Raw genomic sequence first — 18,311 nt, 5'->3', positions numbered from 1 at the left:
GGGCCTATGGAAGGTGTTTCTTTCAGGTTCGACGTCCTGCGACAACTGGAAATACAAGGCACACTTATCCTGAACAGCCCTGAAGCCATCAGAAATGCTGCAAATAAATATCATACGACATACCTGCTCGCAAAAGCAGGACTTCCGGTACCAGCTACATTCTCAGTACAGGACAGAAATAAAGCCATTCAAATAATAAAGGACCTGAAAGATGCAGTTGTAAAACCGGTCTTTGGCTACAAGGGAAAAGGAATAATCAGGGTCAGGGATGGAAGGATGCTGGAGTCCGATAGTTCCATCTCAAAGGTTCCCTGGGAAGACCAGATCACACAGATGATCGATAGCTGGGGAATGCTCTATATCCAGGAATTCATAGAAAATCAAGGACGGGATATACGCGCTTTTATAGTGAATGGAAAGGTACTGGGTTCGATTTACCGCAGTGCACAACGAGGCCACTGGATAAATAACCTGAGCCAGGGCGGTACCTCTGCTCCCTGTACTCTTACACCCTCTCAGGAAAAGATCTGTGCAAAGGCTGCAGAAGCCGTAGGCACAGTATTTGCAGGAGTGGACCTCATTGAAGGGCCACAGGGAACTATGGTACTGGAGGTAAATGGTACTCCTTCCGGGGCAGGTATATATAACTCATGCGGAGTTAATGTTGCCGGACACATTCTCGACTACATACCATTAAAATTATAATAAACAAAAGTATATTTATATGAGGCTTACTTAATGGATGAATATAAACAATGTATCGTTGTGAGAGATGATCTGAAACTTTCAAAAGGTAAGCTTGCAGTACAGGTTGCACATGCAGCAGTATCTGCCAGCAGCTGGGCTTCAAAATCCGTTCTGGATAACTGGAAAGAAGGCGGACAGAAAAAAGTGGTTTTACGGGTTCCGGCCCTTAAAGACCTTTTCGAGCTAAAGGAAAAGGCCAGAAGAGAAGGATTCCCTACAGCGCTTATCGCTGATGCTGGTCTTACCGAAGTTGAACCCGGAACTGTGACTGTACTGGGCATCGGTCCTGCAAGAGCCCAGGATATTGATAGGATAACCAAGGAACTAAAACTCCTGTAGGTCTGCACAGAGGTATGGAATATGGGTATTTCCGGCAAGGTGCTGGTGATCTGTTTAACTGTTATCATAACAGGTGCAGCAGGCACAATATGGTACCTTGGCAATGATGCTGAACTAAGTCAGCGTCTCAGCCAGGAATATTCCGGACTTCTCAAAAGCCAGGAAACTATCAACAGCGATGAGCTGATGCTTACCGTACCAAAAGCCCTTCCCACAAAGCCTTTTGAATATGACCCTGCGCCTACCGCTGATTCCAGAGATTCCCCCGGATTTGATTTGCTAAGTAACTATTACTATGTGCCATTCTACGAGAACAATACCGGTGTTATCAAAATGTTCGTCAGGAACATAGGTACACGACCTGTTTTTGTCGATGGATACGGGGCGAAGCTTGCAGAAAAAGATATTTGGTTCGATCATGTCACCGGAGTGACCATACAGTCCGGAGAAGAGAAATATATGGGATTGCTTTGCATCCAGGTACCAGAGGACGTAGATACGGTTGTCCTGAAACCATACATCTCACTCTTTGCGCAAACCGATTCAGGAGAATGGTTTAGTTATGAAGACCAGCTTTATGATGAAATTGAAGTTGATGTGAAACCCCTTCAGGAACAAACTTATCCCGCTATTCGTTATAATCAGAAAGAGCTGTTCATCAGGACAAATGAGATTGTGGACCCACTTGATCCAACGGTAAGAGAACTTGCCACCAGCCTTGCGATAAAATATCCCGGAGAATACAATATTTACCAGGTATGTGCTATTTTTGACTACATCAAAGAGAGCATTCAGTATGTGAGCGACCCCAGGGGAGTGGACCAGTGGTCAGCACCGGATAGTACACTAAAGATAGGTGCAGGAGATTGTGACGATTATGCCATTGTGCTGGCCTCTATGGTGGAATCCATTGGTGGTACCACCAGGATACACATGACAGACACACATGCATTCGCTACAGTCTACATCGGCTCCGGAGAATCAGCAGAAAATATAGTTAAGGCAATTTCCTCATATTATGGACCTGTTACGGTCTATTATGCAACTGATGATCATGGGTCCTGGATGATCCTTGACCCGACAGCCAGCATGTATGCAGGCGGACTCCCCGGCGGAGCTGCACTCACATCTGACGGATGGACGTACATGAACACTTCCGCTGTAGATATAATTGATATACTCCCAGAACTATAGAGCCTCTCATGCAGGTCCCTGAAACAGAACACATTATAGGTATGGAATTATATGCAACTACAGCCGAAGGTATTGGAGGAATGCTCAGGCAGGAGCCGGAGGATTTTGTCGTAAAAGAAGTATCAGGCTGGGATGTGGAGGATTCCGGGAAACACCTCATATTGGAGCTCACCAAGAAGAACTGGGATACGCATCATATTATAAGGGATCTGTCCAGGGCGCTTGGCATCAGCCAGAAGCGCATTGGTTTTGCAGGTACGAAAGACAAAAGAGCGATCACCACCCAACGTATCAGTATCTTTGATATTTCTGAGGAAAGCATTGCAAACGTGCACATCAAAGACGTGCAACTGACCTCCATCGGGCGATACAGGAGAGCCGTGGAGCTGGGAGACCTGCGGGGTAATATATTCAAAATAAGCATGCGCGATATAGCTCTCGATAAGGATGAACTGAAGAAGAGAATGGACGAGATCACTTCCGAGATACATGGTATGGGAGGGGTGCCTAACTTCTTTGGAATACAACGTTTCGGTGCCATCAGGCCTGTAACCCATCTGGTAGGAGAAGCTTTGGTCAGAGGCTCACCTGAAGAGGCAGCCATGATCTATATCGCAGCCAGTTTCAAGGAAGAGCAAGAAGATACAAGGGTGGCAAGGGATGAAGTAAGGATCAGCAGAGACTTTGCACAGGGCCTGAAAACTTTCCCTCTGCGGCTTCGATATGAACGCGCCATGATGCACTATCTTGTGGAGCATCCCGCAGACTACACAGGCTCATTTTCGATGTTAACAGAAAGTATGAGCCGGATGTTCGTACATGCATTCCAGTCATACATATATAACCGGATAATCTGCGCAAGGATAAAAGCCGGGATCCCGCTTAACCAGGCCATTGAAGGAGATATTGTATGCTTCAAGAATAGCGATTCTCTGCCTGATACCTCAAGAACACAGCGCGTTACTGCTGTGAACCTCGATGGGATGAACAATCTTATAAAAAGAGGACGGGCATTTGTCACTGCACCACTTTTCGGGTATGAAACAGAAATGGCTTCAGGTATTCCCGGAGAACTGGAAGTGGCAATTATAGATGAACTCCGGCTAAAACCCGAAGACTTCCGGTTGCAGGAAATACCTGTGATGGCTTCCAGGGGACAGAGAAGAGAGATACTCATCAATGTACAGCCACGGTTCGAGATACTCGAAGACGACCTGAACACCGGGAAGCAAAAAGTGATGGTGGACTTCTCCCTTCCTAAAGGAAGCTATGCCACCACGGTACTGCGCGAATATATGAAGGTGGAGCCTCTTAAAATGAGTTAACACCTTTTTTGCTGTTTTTCCAGCATGGCACACATGAAAGCCTTAAAAGGCGGAGAAGGCCTGCCAGGTCTTGACTTGAACTCCGGATGGAACTGGGATGCAAAGAAGAACGGGTGCCCCGGAAGCTCGCATATTTCCATACGGTTCCTGTTAACCCCGGAGAACACAAGGCCTTTCTCCTGCAGTTTATCCACAAAATTGGGGTTTACCTCATACCTGTGTCTGTGACGTTCCACTACATTGCATGAACCATATATTTTTTCGGCGAGGGAACCTGCTCGAAGCTGAGCCTCATAATCACCAAGCCTCATTGTAGCTCCCATATCTTCCACCCCTTCCTGCTCAGGGAGTATATCTATGACCGGATAAGGAGTATCCTCGTTGAACTCAGTACTGTTGGCTCCTTCAAGACCTACTACATTCCTTGCGAACTCTATTACCGATAGCTGCATTCCCAGACATAGTCCAAGGAATGGTATGTTGTGTTCGCGGGCATACCTGATGGCCATCATTTTACCTTCAGTGCCCCTTTCCCCAAAACCCCCTGGGACCAGAATACCATCATAGGCATCAAGCTTTTTGAGACATTCAGGGTCCTGTTCCAGCATTTCTGCATTGAGCCAATCTGTAACATAATTACAGCCACATTCGATAGAAGCATGTTTGATGGATGCGCTGATGCTGAGGTATGAGTCCTCAAGGTGAGTGTACTTTCCTACGATACAAATATTCACCTGGCCTTTAAGCTCCTTCATACGTTCCACCATTTCAACCCAGGCGGGGTCATAAGTGGTAGATTTCAGACAAAGCCGTTTAATCAGATATTGAGTAAGGCCTTCCTTATCCATCAAAAGAGGTAATTCATAGATATCCTTTGCGTCATGGGCACTGATAACAGCTTCTTCCGGTACATCGCAGAACAGGGATATTTTCGAGATGGTACCTCGGTCCAGAGGTTCTTTACATCTTGCGACTATGACATTAGGCGTCAGCCCCAGTTCCCTGAGCTCTTTGACAGAATGCTGTGTTGGCTTGGTCTTCTGCTCACCCTGAGTATCTATCGGCACAAGTGTCACATGCACAAAGATAAGGTCTTCGACTTTCTCTTCCCGGTGCATCTGCCTGACAGCTTCAAGGAAAGGCATGCTTTCAATATCACCCACAGTGCCCCCTACTTCTATAAGGCAGATATCTGCACCGCTCTTTGCAGCAACTTTTCTTATCCTGTCCTTGATCTCATTCGTGATATGAGGAATGATCTGAACGGTTTTTCCCAGATAATCTCCCCTGCGTTCCTTTAGGATAACAGATTGGTAGATCTTGCCTGTGGTCAGATTGTGATCCCTGGTAAGTTCCGTATCCAGGAAACGTTCGTAGTTCCCAAGATCAAGATCAACTTCTCCTCCATCCTTAAGCACGAAGACTTCCCCGTGCTGATAGGGACTCATAGTCCCCGCATCAATGTTAATGTATGGATCTATCTTGATGGCTGTGACCTTATAACCTATGTTCTTAAGGTTCCTACCAATGGATGCGGCAGTGATGCCTTTTCCAAGACCGCTCATAACTCCGCCTGTAACTACGATATATTTCATGTGACTCAACTACCTCGATCACTTGAAGATTGGAAGCTTTATTAAGAGATATACACAGAATGATGTAAAGATTATCGATAAGACAACAGCAAGATAGAAGCCCTGCGCAGGACTAATTCCATAAGAGAATACACTTGAAACCGTAAAGATAAATAGAACGAGCAGGAGAATTCCTGAAAGAAAGACCGTTGCCTTGGAGATCACATACTCATAATTGCATTTCAGCACTTCAAGGGATATGTCAGGAAGCTGCTCTTTCCATGTACCCGCAGACTTCTTTTTCTTAACATAGACTTCATTAGGTGCTGACAGGGCATCATCAACCTGTATATATCTGGTATCTGTGCCTGTGAGAGATTGGCCAAGAACCATGGAGAAACTACTTTTCCTTGCGCCGTGGCTTACTGTAACAAAAATATCTCCCTGATATATCTTTTTCCCATCGAATGGGATACGGACCACCACAGGGACATAATCTTCATGGGTCACGTATGGATTATCCTCAAGTATTGTGACATTATGCTTTAGAGTATCGCTTACGGAAATGTGTACATGTGTGGGAGAACTGTAATTAATGAGCACTATCTCAAAGCTCTGTTCTTCCCCCGCAGAAAGAGGTATCTCCATTGATTCCATATCAAATTCAATGGAATTGATCCCCAGCCGGTTAATATGGACTACCTGCAATTGCCTTCCCTCATTCTCTCAGATGCGGAGGCAACATGTTAGGTATTCCATCATCTATCGGATAATATTCATTGCATTTTTTACAGTATAAAGTACCCGTTATAACTTCAGCGCCCTCTTTGCTCTGTGCATTCAGAACAAGGTCGCCTTTACACAAGGGACAAGCCAATATCTCCATCAGGTCCTCTTTCACAGCTGCTCACCATCACCAACATACATTACAGTAAATATCAAGGTTTTGGTGATATTTCAAGAATCAGATACATTAATCTAGATACCATCCATTACATATTTGCATGCTCGACCTTCTGCTCAAAGTTCTTGATTTTGCCATCCCCATACTAATAGTGATAGCAATAGGGCTTTTTGGCACGGGGCTTCTGATAGAGCTCGGACTGATGCAAAAGTTATCCGTACTTGCTGGCCCTCTTTTTCGTCATACCAATCTTCCGGAAAGCTGTGCTTCGGCATTTGTGGTCTCTCTGGGTTCCGCTGTTGCTGCCAATAGCATGGTAGTGCAGGTTCGCAACAGTGGCTGTATCAATGATACAGAGGCAATGCTATGTGCTTTGCTCAACAGCACTCCTGCCTATGTAAGAGAGATACTTACGTACCAGATACCAATAGTACTGCCAGCTCTGGGATACTTTGTAGGGGGCTTCTATGTAGGTGTGTTCATCCTTACGGCGATAATAAAGGTCTCAATAGTGGTCATCCTTAGCAAGCTACTGCTGGAGAAAAACAACTGCAAAATGGCCGATATACAGACCATGAAAAAAATATCCTTTAACGATGCCGTTAAGCGAACTTTTAAGAAAGAGAAACGTCTGTTCACGAAGATCGCTGTGGTATATCTTGCTATGACCACTATCGTTTTTTATTTGAGAGAAAATGGGGTCTTTGAGGTCTTCAGTGTTCTGCCACTTGCAGAGATGTTCCATATCCCATCTGAAAGCATTGTACCCCTTACAACCTATATTGCAAGCCCTATCATGGGAATATCATTACTCGGACCCATGCTGAATGATAATGGCATTTCGCCTGTGCAAGCCATGATCGTGCTCATGCTGGGAAGTATGTTCATGCTACCAATATTCGGAATCAGATCACTTCTTCCACGTTATGTATCGCTATTTGGAGCAAGAATAGGTACAAAAATAGTGGCCATTTCTACGAGCATAAGTATCTTTGTTCGATTCATCATACTCATCATTTTGCTGCAAGTAGCAGCATGAATTTAATTAATATCACATATCGAAGTCCATGGCAGGATATTGTAACCACATCCACAGAGGTTCTTGTTAAGACCATGGACTCAGTGAATATTATTGATAATAGTGACAATATAGCACAGATAGCTCAGGAAATAGCTGCTGTATCTGAATAACAAGAATTATCCATTTAGTAGATCTCAATTTCCATAGAATAAGTATCCGCAATTAGAGAAAAAGGCTCTTGTAATAGAGATAAGTATGGGATTGAAACACCCTCTAAATGCATAAGATGTCAGGCTTTCAAAGACAGCAAAGGTTACTGATCAATGACATCTCTATTTATTTTTCGGTCACGCTGTTTACAAAGGACAGCTTAATCAACATATTTTTATATTACTATAGTATAACTACAATTACTATAATAATAAAAATATAGATTGGCACTATTAAAAACATAGTAAGCTATCGGTGAGGGAACATGGCAAAAGTAATGATTGTAGATGACGCGGCTTTTATGCGCATGGTCATCAAGGATATTCTTACAAAGAACGGACATGAAGTTGTTGCAGAGGCAGTAGATGGCTTGGATGCAGTAAAAAAGTACCCACAGGTCAAACCGGAACTCGTGTTCATGGACATAGTCATGCCTAATATGGAAGGTATAGATGCGCTCAAAAATATCATGGCATCGAATCCGGATGCAAAAATAGTTATGTGCTCTTCCATAGGGCAGCAGTCCGTAGTCACTGAGGCTCTCAAGATAGGGGCTCGGGACTTCATTGTAAAGCCATTCGATGCAAAGAAAGTACTTGAAGTTGTCAAAAAAGTAATGTGAATATGACCATACGTGTACTAGTTGTTGATGATTCTGCCCTGATGCGCAAGATAATTTCGGATATACTTAACAGTGATCCGGAAATAAAAGTGATCGATACCGCCCGCAATGGTCAGATCGCCGTGGAAAAAGTAGAGAAACTCAGACCTGACGTAGTTACACTTGACCACGAGATGCCTGTGCTGGACGGCCTTCATGCTCTGGGATACATAATGAGTGAATGCCCAACGCCTGTGATCATGCTTTCGGCCGCAGACGAGAGAGGAGCAGAACTCACATTGAATGCTTTTGAATATGGAGCAGTAGATTTCATTCAGAAACCTTCCGGAACTATAAGCCTTGATATGGGACAGATCGCAGAGGAGATCAGAACAAAGGTCAAGGCCGCTGCAAGGGCACAGCTCAAGAATCTTCATTTCATGGAAGAACACGTAAAAAGTTCCAAGACAAGAAAAAGACATTCTGAAAAGACCATACCAATATCCAGTCCACCTAAATCTAATCCCAGGCGTATAATGACTAAGAAGATACTTGCTATTGGTTCTTCTACCGGAGGACCACGAGCTCTCGAAAAGGTAATCCCAAAGCTTCCTCATGACCTGAAGGCTGCAGTTCTGGTTGTCCAGCATATGCCTGCAGGATTTACTGCATCATTAGCTCAGAGGCTTAACTCACAATCTGAACTGGAAGTAAGGGAAGCGAAAGATGGTGATCTGATACGAGAAGGTGTTGTGCTCATTGCACCTGGTGACTATCACATGGAAGTTGTTCAGAAGATGATAGATGGAAAGACAGTGGAAATGATCTCGCTTAATAAAGAACCCAGGGAATTGGGTGTCAGGCCTTGTGTGAATGTACTCTTCCGAACATTGGCCCCTATATATGGCGCTAACATCCTTTCGGTTATCCTGACAGGCATGGGCATGGACGGAGCTGAAGGTGTGGAACTAATAAAGAATGCCGGAGGGAAGGCCATAGCAGAGGATGAGAAATCATGTGTTGTCTATGGTATGCCAAAGGCCATAGTTGATCGTGGGCTAGCAGATCGTGTAGTACCCCTTGAGATGGTAGCTGCAACAATTCAGCAGCTCATATGAAGAATATCACAGTGGTTGAAAGTCGCGGTTGGTGGAAATTATGGAAATGTCGGAATACAAAGAACTATTTAAGGTTGAATCTGAAGAGCATCTTCAGCAACTTAATGAAGCGTTGCTAGGACTGGAACAAAATCCTAATGACATGGAATACATCAACAATATGTTCCGTTCTGCTCATACCTTGAAAGGCATGTCTGCAACTATGGGATTCAATACTATTGCAGAACTCACCCATGAGATGGAAAACATCATGGATATGATCAGGAAGTCTCAGATCACTCTGACAGAGAAAATAATCGAGATCCAATTCGAGTGTCTGGACACCTTGGAAATACTTGTAGAAAATATTGATACTCCCGATGCTGTGGACGTATCAACACTGCAAGCCAAACTCCATAACATAATGGTTTCACCGTCAACTGCACAGGAAGCAATGGCAGCGCCAACACCTGTTACTAAAATAAAAGATTCCACTCCTGTAAAAAATATCAATATAGAGATTCCTCCGACCCAGAGTACCAATGTTACACAAGCAGTACCCTACAAAGCAGTGATGAACAAGGAAATTGAGTTAAACCAGGAAGATCTGGCTGAAATTCAACATGTAAGAGAAAATGGCCAGGAAGTACTCATCATTAAAGTGTTTCTGGACGAATCATGTGTTCTTAAAGCAGCCCGTTCAAACATGGTACTTATGAACCTGGATAAGGTCGGAAAAGTGATCAAAACTAAACCTGCGGAAAAAGAACTTGAAGAAGAAAAGTTCGATTTCAGTTTTATGGTGGTTGCTGCAACTTCTGAAAGTATGGGATCTATCCAACAGAAGATAGAGAATATTTCAGAAGTAAAGAAAGTTGAAATAACTCCACTGTACTCTCAGGAAGGAGATGCAGATGCTCATGTAGAAGAAGGTGCACATGAAAAAACATCAGATGCAGGCAACAAAAATGCCATACAGCAAAAGAAAAACGAATCCGTAAAGACGGGGCAGAGCATCAGGGTCAACATTGAGAGACTGGATAACCTCATGAATCTGGTCGGAGAACTCATAATCAATAAGATCAGACTGAACCAACTTGCCACGGGTATCAAATCAAAGGATCTTGAGGAAGCCCTTGGTACGCTGGATAGACTTACCAATGAGATACAAACAGAGGTTATGGAATCAAGGATGGTTCCTATCGACCAGATCTTTAGCCGCTTCCCGAGGATGGTACGGGATCTGGCGAAATCTGAAGGCAAGCAGATCAACCTTGTGATAGAGGGTAAGGAAATAGAACTTGACAGAACCGTCCTGGATGAGATCGGTGATCCATTGGTACATCTGTTAAGAAATGCTGTGGATCACGGTGTGGAATCTTCTGAAGAACGTGCAAAAGCAGGCAAATCACCTGAAGGACTTGTACGCCTTGCAGCTTCAAGGCAGAGAAATACTGTGCTCATTGAAGTGCAGGATGATGGAAAGGGTATGGATCCTGCAAAGCTTCGAGATGTTGCTGTAAAAAAAGGCCTCATGAGCAAAGAGGAGGCTGCCAAGCTTTCTGATGAAGAAGCACTTAATCTTATATTCCTCCCGGGATTCAGCACTAATACCGTTATTACGGATGTTTCTGGCCGTGGGGTTGGGATGGATGTTGCCAAGACAAAGATCGAATCTTTGGGAGGGAATGTATCAGTACGGTCAGTTATGGGAGAAGGCAGTATTGTCACACTTCAGCTACCTCTTACTATTGCGATCATCCAATCACTGATGATAAAGACAGCAGGTGAAACATACGCAATACCTCTTAACAATGTGGTAAGGGATGTAGGTATAAAGTCAAAGGATATCAAAACAATAGAAGGGCAGGAGGTCATCCTTCTTCGTGGAGAGGTCTTACCACTTTTAAGACTTGACAATCTGCTTGATTGCCATGTTGAAGAAAATAATAAAGAAAACCTGATAGTGGTGGTTGTAGAAAAGATGGGAAACCACTTTGGTTTTGTAGTTGATGAACTTCTGGGGCAGCAAGAGGTCATAATCAAATCGCTTGACAGCAAAGTGCTGCGTAGCGTGAAGGGATTTGCAGGTGCCACGATCCTTGGAGACGGCACTGTTTGCCTGATACTTGACATTGGAACACTGGTATGATATTTATGGAGATATAATCATGGCTGAACTCGATGAAATGACAAAGGGTGCCTTTCAGGAAGCCGGCAATATAGGAATGGGACATCTGGCTACGTCCCTTTCAAAGATGGTTGATCGCGAGGTCAAGATAGACATTCCCAAAGTAGATTTCTATCCACTTGATAGAATAATAGATGAAGCTTCTGACATTAAACAGAAAAGTGTGGTGGCGATTCACTTAAAGATTACCGGAGATGTTAACGGTGGGACACTTATATTGCTTCCTAAGTACTCAGCTCTTTCCTTTGTAGATCTGCTTAGGAAAAAACCAATAGGTACCACTCATACGATCCAGGAAGATGAAGTAAAGAAACTCAGAGAAATGGGGCTACGTCTGTGTGCAGCATACATGAAAGTTGTTAATGAGTTTCTTGGTGTGAACCTGCAAATGGGCGAACCTGAGGTATATGTAAACATGGAAGGTGTCGGGAAATATATCAAGGAAACGATAGGTTCTCTGGCTGACGAGTTCATCGTTGTGAAAGGAATGGGCTATGTACCTTCAACTAATTCCCGCAATGAATTCAATATGCTCTTTGAACCGGGTGCATCAGATGTGATCCTTGCTGCTGTCATGAAGAAAATGATGGGATGATCAATTTCGATATATGGATAGCCTAAAAAACGTCATAAGAAAAATTTAACCGGATAGCAGCTAAATTAAAGGAGTTGGTTAAATGTTAAAACTTGAGTCCTCTGAAGATCAGGAATACTTGAGGTTGAAAAGCCTCATCAAAAAAAATTTGGGTTTTAATAGTGAACAATACAAGGATTCACACTTTAAACGAAGAATTGATGTGAGAATGAGAGCAACTGGGTCAAAAGGTTTTGGAGAATATGTACAATATCTTAATACTCACAAGGAGGAGTACCCCCAGCTCATGGATACACTTACCGTGAACGTCACTAACTTCTTCAGGAACTCTGAAACGTATGAAGTAGTGGAAAAAGAAGTTCTGCCCGCAATCATTAAGTCTAAAAGTACAGGGCTTCGGAATATACGCATATGGAGTGCCGGATGCTCTATAGGTGTTGAAGCGTATTCTATAGCCATCCTGCTGAAAAAGATACTTGGGAATAATTTTTCCCGGTATAACATTCAAATTACCGGAACTGATATAGATAAAGATATTCTCAGACGAGCTGAGGAAGCTGTTTATACGGAAATTGAAATGAAAGAAGTACCTGACGATATTCGTGCTAAATATTTTGACTATATAGGAGATACTTATCATGTAAAAGATGAGATCAAGAAGATAGCAAAATTCCGCAGGAACGATCTGATCTCCGGGGAGAAACTCACAGGTTTTGATGCTATATTTTGCCGCAACGTGACGATATATTTTGAAAAGCACCTTCAAGAAAACCTGTATTTGGATTTCTACAATGGCCTCAACAAAGGTGGTTATTTTGTAATGGGAAAAACTGAAACATTGATAGGTCCTTCAAAAGATATGTTCAAAGCATTCAATCCAAGGGAAAGGATATATCAAAAGTAAAAATGCGGGCGGCTCAACTAAAAGAGATGATCCTATGGTTTATGATGTTTCCAAACTTACGGACTTCCATTATAGTGCTTTAAAAGAGATAAGCAATATAGGGATAGGTAATGCAGTCACTTCTCTAGCAACGATGCTGGGAAGTGAAGTAAAGATTATGACCCCGAGCTTGAAAGTTGCCAGGATCGAGGAAGTGGCAGAGTTTTCCGGCGGTGCCGATAAACTGGTTTCAGGGGTCCTCATGAAGCTGTCCGGGGGTGTCAATGGTTATATGGTTATGCTCTTGCCACTGGAAAGTGCGCAGCTTATCTGCAACAATATAACCAAAGAAGAAAACTCCGATATCACAAATCCAATGAACGAGTCTTTGATATCAGAAGTTGGTCACATCCTGGGAAGTACTTATATGACCGCTTTTTCTGATTTTCTCAGAGTAGATGTTTTTGCATCCGCACCATTCCATACATATGATATGATTGGTGCCATAATGGACAATATACTTATTCAGATGAGCCAGGAAGTTGAACATGCTATTATTCTGGACACTCTGTTTACACTAAAAGGTAATGATATGCATGGGAAGATACTTACTCTATTCGATCCCCTGTCCCTTGAATTAATTTTGGAACAAGTAGATGCGATGTTCCGTTGATCCGATCAATCGACTGATACTATGATAGTGATAGGAATGGCAGATTATGCGGTGACTCGCAGTCCAGATAAATTGACAACCCTGGGTCTGGGATCCTGTGTAGGCATTGCCCTCTATGACCCGGTGACCAAAATAGGGGGATTGATACACATCATGCTGCCAACTATTGAAAATGCACGTTTTACAGATAACCGTACCAAATTTGCAGATAGCGGCATCCCTTTCCTTGTTGAAGAAATGATACGTGTCGGGGCATCGCGCAGAAGAATGGTAGCTAAAATAGCTGGTGGGGCAAAAATGTTCTCTTTTAGCAGCGATGTCAACCTGAACATCGGAGAACGGAATATCCAGGCCACAAAAGTTGTACTCGCGGAAATGAAAGTACCTATAATAGCTGAGGACGTAGGAAAAAATTACGGACGTACTGTCGTGCTGGATACCGATACAGGAGTGTACTATATTAAAAGCGCAATAAAGGGGGAGAATATAATTTGATAGTGAAATATTTATATTTACTGGCGGACATATATTACCCAGGAGGTAAAAATGCTTAGTCCGGATCTTACGATCTTACATATTCTATTCATATCTGTCTCCCTCTTGGGAGGAATGGCTGCTATTTATTTCTGGATAAAGGTATACGAAGATACACGAAGAGGTTCTGTTGCATGGCTTCTTCTTGCTCTGACAGCAATATTCCTCATCACTACCGCAATCTTTCCGGCTCTGGCAGTGGGGAATAGTGATCAAAACTTAGTTGAGACCATATTATTGTTCCTTGGTTTCTGGAGCGCCGTGTACACAAGTGTGTTTGCAGCCGCTGGCTTTCTGATGTTCCGGGCTTTTAAGACCATACCTCGCCAGAATCTGGGTGATTTTCTCATAGAGGGAATGGTCTTCAGAAGAACCGAACAAGAAACAGTTAACTATGTTCCAAATGACACGGAAAATATTGCCAAGCTGCTACAATGGTCAACACTGATAGAATACACTCCCCGAAGCCGGTATGAGGATTCGGTAATAGAAATGTGCCTGCGCTTTTATGGTGAAACCATGAATGTGGTGCTAGTCTCCACCGAACCCCGCACTTCTATATACAAGGACAGGCTGGGAGAGCTAGTGGATATAGGGGCTATGAAATTCATTGAGTTATCCTGTACTGGGGAAAAACTAGTGGAAAAAGATGGCGTGATTATGTTGCCAATGAACGAGCTTGATAGTTTCTTCGACCTGACGAGCAAACTTCCTGCAGGCTGTGCCCTGATATTCGAACCATTCTCTCATATGATCCAGACAGAAGGAGAAGACCTTACTTACACTTTTGCATCAAGAATGGTCGAGAACTTTGCGTCCAAAGACGTCGTGCTGGTCGGCCTGGTCAATAGCCTTGCACATCCGAAGGATATTATTAGCAGGCTTGAAGGGCTTTTTGTGAATATTGCAGAGGAGTCTGAGAATAGTATAAAAATCGTAAAAGGTGGCAAAGATGAGTACATCCGCTTTTATGCAGGTAAGCGATTCTTCCTTGAAAATGAAACTGAGAAGTAAGGCTTGATCAGGAGTTTATCGCATGGTACAGCTTTCAGGTTTTCAGTCGGACGCCCTGAGAGAGATAGGAAGCATTGGTATGGGCAACGCCACAACAGCTCTCTCAAAACTATTGAATAGTCAGGTGCAGCTGAACCTGTCCAATGCGCAGATGATCGATATCGCATCAATGTCCTCAATGATGCCGTCATCTATGACCTTAGCAGGCATAATGATGGACCTACGTGGGGACCTGAATGGTACTATGATGCTGCTTTTTGATTTTAACAGTGCTGTAACCCTTAGTACTATGCTGGTGAGTGGAAATTCACTGGAAGCTGATCCCGGAATGTACGAGTCTGCTCTTAATGAGATAGGAAACATCCTTGCAGGATCCTATCTGAAAAATATATATGAATTTATGGGAGTTAAAGTGGTCCAATCTACTCCTGAAATAGTTGTAGGAGATGCGCAGAAAGTTTTCGCAGAAATTGGAGACAGATTAAGCGAAGCATCTGATGATATACTGAACCTTGAAACGATGTTCCAGGTACAGGGTTTATGCAATCCTCAGGGTAATTGTACTCTTTATGGTGATATGTTCCTTTTTCTTGATAAGGACTCTTTAGGGTCCTTGCTTAGTTTCATTGCAAGACTGTTGAATAGCTAATGAGGAATATAGATGGGAAACAAATGGGTCCGCTATCTTCAACGTTCTGAGAATACAGAGCCAGGGCCCTGGCCATTATTACTTAGGAAGATACACCACAGGGAAGATAACAGTTGTAAACAAAGGTGTAACTTCCAAAGATCTGTCACTGAAATCGAATATCCTTTGGAAGTTGCATCCTGGTCATGTATTACCCAGGATTCGGATAATAAAAGGAATAATAAAGAAAGCGTAACGCTGTTCTGGTCAGATAAATGTACCTTATTCCTTGAGTATAACCTTTTTGGAGAAAAGAAATTCACGCTGGAAGTATCTTCGGTGGAAGAGGCATTTGCGTTGATAGAACAGGATAATTATACAACTGATAAACTATACCCTAATGATCCGCAATTCAAATGGGAACGCATATTGTAAAATACCACCCATAAATTATATATCTATAAAAATAATAATATTATCATATAATATCGGAAAAGCGCCGTGACAATAATATCTAAAAACTGTAAAGCTTCGGGAATTTTAATTGGAGGGCATTGATTATGATGGATATAGCATTATATTCACTTGTTGACGACATGGTTAGCAAGGCCGGCACCGAGGGAGTAGTGGAATACTGGCTTCGGGTTGGAGAGAGTTACGCGGAAAGAATGGGGAAGGAGGCATACGTAGGCTGGCCAGCTTTCAACGTAGCAATGAAAGAAGGCAGAACCTCTCTCACCATAGAAGGTGATGTAAATGTACTTACAGATCTTGCGATCACCGATAAAGATGGAGATGTAATAGGATATGTGTATGCGTTGAAGACATGCCCTATGGCTCCTACTATGATCAGGTTCATTCAGAAAATTGGTCCGATACCTGATTCTGATGAAGATGTTGCTGACAGCTATAATAATCGCATCCGGGATTCGGCAGTTTCTAATTATTGCATAACTCACCAGCGATTCAGAGAGGTTGCTGCTAATAACATAACTGTTGCAAAGCAACCTCTTGAATGCTTGCACCTCGCAAACAAAGGACGTATGGGAGAAGTAAAGATGTTGCAGGAAAACCTTACCAGGATCAATGTTGATGACAGGCACATAAAAAGCATTCTTAGGAGTGCATCATGTGTGTTTGCATTGATCGTGAAGGGTAAATCTGCTGGTGAGGAGATCATGGAGTAAGGTGAAGCAAATGGCAGAAACAATAGCCTCTAATCCTTTTGTTGATGTGTCTGTTTTCCTCTTTTTTGAGGATATCTCTGATAAACAGGGTGTTGAAGGTTTCACTAACTATATCGTAGGACAGGCAAAATCTCTTGCAAAATCTGTTCCTGAGGAGGAATACGATAATTGGGAAGATTTTGCCAATGCAGTGGTCAATGGAGAATCTGTGCTTTCATCCTTCGAGAATATCAAGCAGATCAGCCGCAATGGTTTTGTTACGAAGGTATGCCCATTTGCAAAGGCCATAAGAGAATATATCAAACGTCTTGGCAACTTCAACCCTGTGCACATGGAAGCTACTGATCACTATAACCATACTATACAACCTTCTGCTGCTCATAGTGCTTGCATGATGCACCAGACATACCGCAACGAGGTAGCAAAGAGAATAAAAATAGGCGGTAAACCCTTGCAGTACGCGCAGATCGCTGCAAAAGCATATACTGGCAAGATCGCATTGCCTCCCGAATCCTGGAAGAAGGTACTACTGGAAAAAGCTGGTATTTCCGAAACACAGGGTTTTATGGAAATGCGGGAAAACTCATGCCTGTATGTACTCTATGTGCAGGATTGATAAAACTTTTTAGCAGTTGTACTTTTTATATGATTATCTCCCTTTTTCTTTTTCAGCATCAGTAAAAGGACCACCGTAAGTGATAGGACTATAAAATCTGATGCTATAGGAGTTACTTTGTGATAGCCTGCTTCCACAATCTGTCGGTTGGAATCACTTCTCTTTACTATAAGAAAATACAAATAAAAGTAAAAATGGAGCGAAATTATCTTTCGCTCTCGATCGTTACGACCTTCATCAGCTCGTCACAGTTAGTTTTGGTCTCTGCGCAGCATTTGACCACTCTGAACTATAGAAGGCAATGTAATTCCCGCTCTCTGTCCTGGCTTTGAGGAAGAAACCTGTATTTTCGTGTTCACCGCTTATATATTCCTGCACAAGCTCAGTGACATCAAGCTCATAGTATTTGTTACCGGGCACTGTGGTGGCCGGGAATGTCAGCGATGCGTATGGCGTACTTCCCTGGGAAACTCCGTTCTTATCGAACCAGTTCCCACCTGCTGTTGTCCAGTCAGCAGTGGATGTTCGTGCGTTCCAGCTCACATACTTAGGGTCCCATTCCACTGGCCTGTAGATTTCCACGACAGTGTCAGAAGTGCGTGAAGCACCTGTAGGATAATACCAGTAGAGAGAAAGAGTTGCCTTGGATATGGTGTCCGTTGTCTTGTAAGCACTCAGATCGAACAACATTACATCCCTGCAAGCGCTTGTACTTTTTCCGATGTCAAGATAGGTGGAATCGGAAAGAACTGTACCCAGTAATGACTCACGCAACCTACTATCATAAGCCGCCGTATAAGCAACAGAAGTTATCTGTTTACTGACAGCCACTTTTAACGTGTCTGAAGACTTCTGTCCACTTGTATCAGTGACAGTTAAGGCCACAGTGTAGTTGCCTGCAGTAGTATATGTTTTCGTAGCTGTTACACCGGTAGCTTCAGAAGTGATACCATTTGATGCGTCAAAGTCCCATGAGTA

22 protein-coding genes are annotated in these 18,311 nt (G+C 43.1%); 18 read left to right on the top strand and 4 right to left on the bottom strand.

Going from position 1 to position 18,311, the window contains the following annotated elements; translation table 11 throughout:
- The 4 genes from ACCM36_RS01840 to truD all read left to right on the top strand — a co-directional run.
- Positions 1–705, top strand: a 705-nt coding sequence (locus ACCM36_RS01840; protein ID WP_370572003.1) for a RimK family alpha-L-glutamate ligase, incomplete at its 5' end; no start/stop codon positions are given.
- 33 nt (positions 706–738) lie between these two features.
- The gene (pth2, locus tag ACCM36_RS01835) at positions 739–1,086 is read left to right on the top strand and encodes a peptidyl-tRNA hydrolase Pth2 (RefSeq protein WP_370572002.1); all 348 of its coding nucleotides are present in this window, start codon (positions 739–741) and stop codon (positions 1,084–1,086) included.
- A 21-nt stretch (positions 1,087–1,107) separates the two neighbouring features.
- Positions 1,108–2,280, top strand: coding sequence for a transglutaminase family protein (locus tag ACCM36_RS01830; RefSeq protein WP_370572001.1), 1,173 nt, complete (start codon positions 1,108–1,110; stop codon positions 2,278–2,280).
- Positions 2,281–2,288: 8 nt separating this feature from the next.
- Positions 2,289–3,605, top strand: coding sequence for a tRNA pseudouridine(13) synthase TruD (gene truD / locus ACCM36_RS01825; RefSeq protein WP_370572000.1), 1,317 nt, complete (start codon positions 2,289–2,291; stop codon positions 3,603–3,605).
- Here truD and pyrG read toward each other — a convergent pair.
- Genes pyrG through ACCM36_RS01810 form a run of 3 tightly spaced genes read right to left on the bottom strand, consistent with a single transcriptional unit; the run spans position 3,602 to position 6,080 of the window.
- Positions 3,602–5,200: a glutamine hydrolyzing CTP synthase gene (gene pyrG / locus ACCM36_RS01820; RefSeq protein WP_370571999.1), complete on the bottom strand. Its 1,599-nt coding sequence runs from the start codon at positions 5,198–5,200 to the stop codon at positions 3,602–3,604. The genes truD and pyrG overlap by 4 nt on opposite strands.
- 18 nt (positions 5,201–5,218) lie before the next feature.
- The gene (locus ACCM36_RS01815; protein WP_370571998.1) at positions 5,219–5,887 is read right to left on the bottom strand and encodes a hypothetical protein; all 669 of its coding nucleotides are present in this window, start codon (positions 5,885–5,887) and stop codon (positions 5,219–5,221) included.
- Between the two features lie 10 nt (positions 5,888–5,897).
- Positions 5,898–6,080, bottom strand: coding sequence for a methytransferase partner Trm112 (locus tag ACCM36_RS01810; RefSeq protein ID WP_370571997.1), 183 nt, complete (start codon positions 6,078–6,080; stop codon positions 5,898–5,900).
- 103 nt (positions 6,081–6,183) lie between these two features.
- Between ACCM36_RS01810 and ACCM36_RS01805 the strand changes: the two genes are divergently transcribed.
- The 14 genes from ACCM36_RS01805 (at position 6,184) to ACCM36_RS01740 (ending at position 17,333) form a co-directional block, all read left to right on the top strand.
- A complete protein-coding gene (locus ACCM36_RS01805) occupies positions 6,184–7,122 on the top strand; it encodes a nucleoside recognition domain-containing protein (protein WP_370571996.1) in 939 nt (312 codons plus the stop codon).
- Positions 7,119–7,274, top strand: coding sequence for a hypothetical protein (locus tag ACCM36_RS01800; protein WP_370571995.1), 156 nt, complete (start codon positions 7,119–7,121; stop codon positions 7,272–7,274). Before ACCM36_RS01805 ends, ACCM36_RS01800 begins: the two co-directional genes overlap by 4 nt.
- Positions 7,275–7,579: 305 nt before the next feature.
- Positions 7,580–7,936: a response regulator gene (locus ACCM36_RS01795; RefSeq protein ID WP_370571994.1), complete on the top strand. Its 357-nt coding sequence runs from the start codon at positions 7,580–7,582 to the stop codon at positions 7,934–7,936.
- Between the two features lie 2 nt (positions 7,937–7,938).
- Entirely contained in the window at positions 7,939–9,033 is a 1,095-nt protein-coding gene (locus ACCM36_RS01790; protein WP_370571993.1) for a chemotaxis response regulator protein-glutamate methylesterase, read from the top strand.
- A 40-nt stretch (positions 9,034–9,073) separates the two neighbouring features.
- Complete coding sequence (locus ACCM36_RS01785; protein WP_370571992.1) at positions 9,074–11,164, top strand: chemotaxis protein CheA; 2,091 nt, start codon at positions 9,074–9,076, stop codon at positions 11,162–11,164.
- A 19-nt stretch (positions 11,165–11,183) separates the two neighbouring features.
- Positions 11,184–11,798 (top strand): chemotaxis protein CheC, encoded by a 615-nt coding sequence (locus ACCM36_RS01780; RefSeq protein ID WP_370571991.1) that lies wholly within the window; start codon positions 11,184–11,186, stop codon positions 11,796–11,798.
- 82 nt (positions 11,799–11,880) lie between these two features.
- Positions 11,881–12,702, top strand: a complete 822-nt coding sequence (locus ACCM36_RS01775; RefSeq protein ID WP_370571990.1) for a protein-glutamate O-methyltransferase CheR — start codon at positions 11,881–11,883, stop codon at positions 12,700–12,702.
- 34 nt (positions 12,703–12,736) lie between these two features.
- Positions 12,737–13,354, top strand: a complete 618-nt coding sequence (locus tag ACCM36_RS01770) for a chemotaxis protein CheC (protein ID WP_370571989.1) — start codon at positions 12,737–12,739, stop codon at positions 13,352–13,354.
- Between the two features lie 21 nt (positions 13,355–13,375).
- Positions 13,376–13,849 (top strand): chemotaxis protein CheD, encoded by a 474-nt coding sequence (locus tag ACCM36_RS01765; protein WP_370571988.1) that lies wholly within the window; start codon positions 13,376–13,378, stop codon positions 13,847–13,849.
- A gap of 51 nt (positions 13,850–13,900) precedes the next feature.
- Positions 13,901–14,902: a DUF3795 domain-containing protein gene (locus tag ACCM36_RS01760; RefSeq protein ID WP_370571987.1), complete on the top strand. Its 1,002-nt coding sequence runs from the start codon at positions 13,901–13,903 to the stop codon at positions 14,900–14,902.
- 22 nt (positions 14,903–14,924) lie between these two features.
- Positions 14,925–15,551 carry a chemotaxis protein CheC gene (locus ACCM36_RS01755; protein WP_370571986.1) on the top strand — a complete coding sequence of 209 codons (627 nt, stop codon included), beginning with the start codon at positions 14,925–14,927 and terminating at the stop codon, positions 15,549–15,551.
- Between the two features lie 12 nt (positions 15,552–15,563).
- Complete coding sequence (locus tag ACCM36_RS01750; protein WP_370571985.1) at positions 15,564–15,965, top strand: hypothetical protein; 402 nt, start codon at positions 15,564–15,566, stop codon at positions 15,963–15,965.
- Between the two features lie 125 nt (positions 15,966–16,090).
- The gene (locus ACCM36_RS01745; protein WP_370571984.1) at positions 16,091–16,717 is read left to right on the top strand and encodes a hypothetical protein; all 627 of its coding nucleotides are present in this window, start codon (positions 16,091–16,093) and stop codon (positions 16,715–16,717) included.
- A 10-nt stretch (positions 16,718–16,727) separates the two neighbouring features.
- Complete coding sequence (locus tag ACCM36_RS01740) at positions 16,728–17,333, top strand: hypothetical protein (protein ID WP_370571983.1); 606 nt, start codon at positions 16,728–16,730, stop codon at positions 17,331–17,333.
- A gap of 237 nt (positions 17,334–17,570) precedes the next feature.
- On the opposite strand, the gene ACCM36_RS01735 is transcribed toward ACCM36_RS01740, so the two are convergent.
- A partial coding sequence (locus ACCM36_RS01735; protein WP_370571982.1) for a disaggregatase related repeat-containing protein occupies positions 17,571–18,311 on the bottom strand: 741 nt, incomplete at its 5' end.

This window comes from Methanomethylovorans sp. (assembly GCF_041305605.1).
GTDB lineage: Archaea > Halobacteriota > Methanosarcinia > Methanosarcinales > Methanosarcinaceae > Methanomethylovorans.
This window is presented reverse-complemented; position numbering and strand designations above follow the sequence as displayed.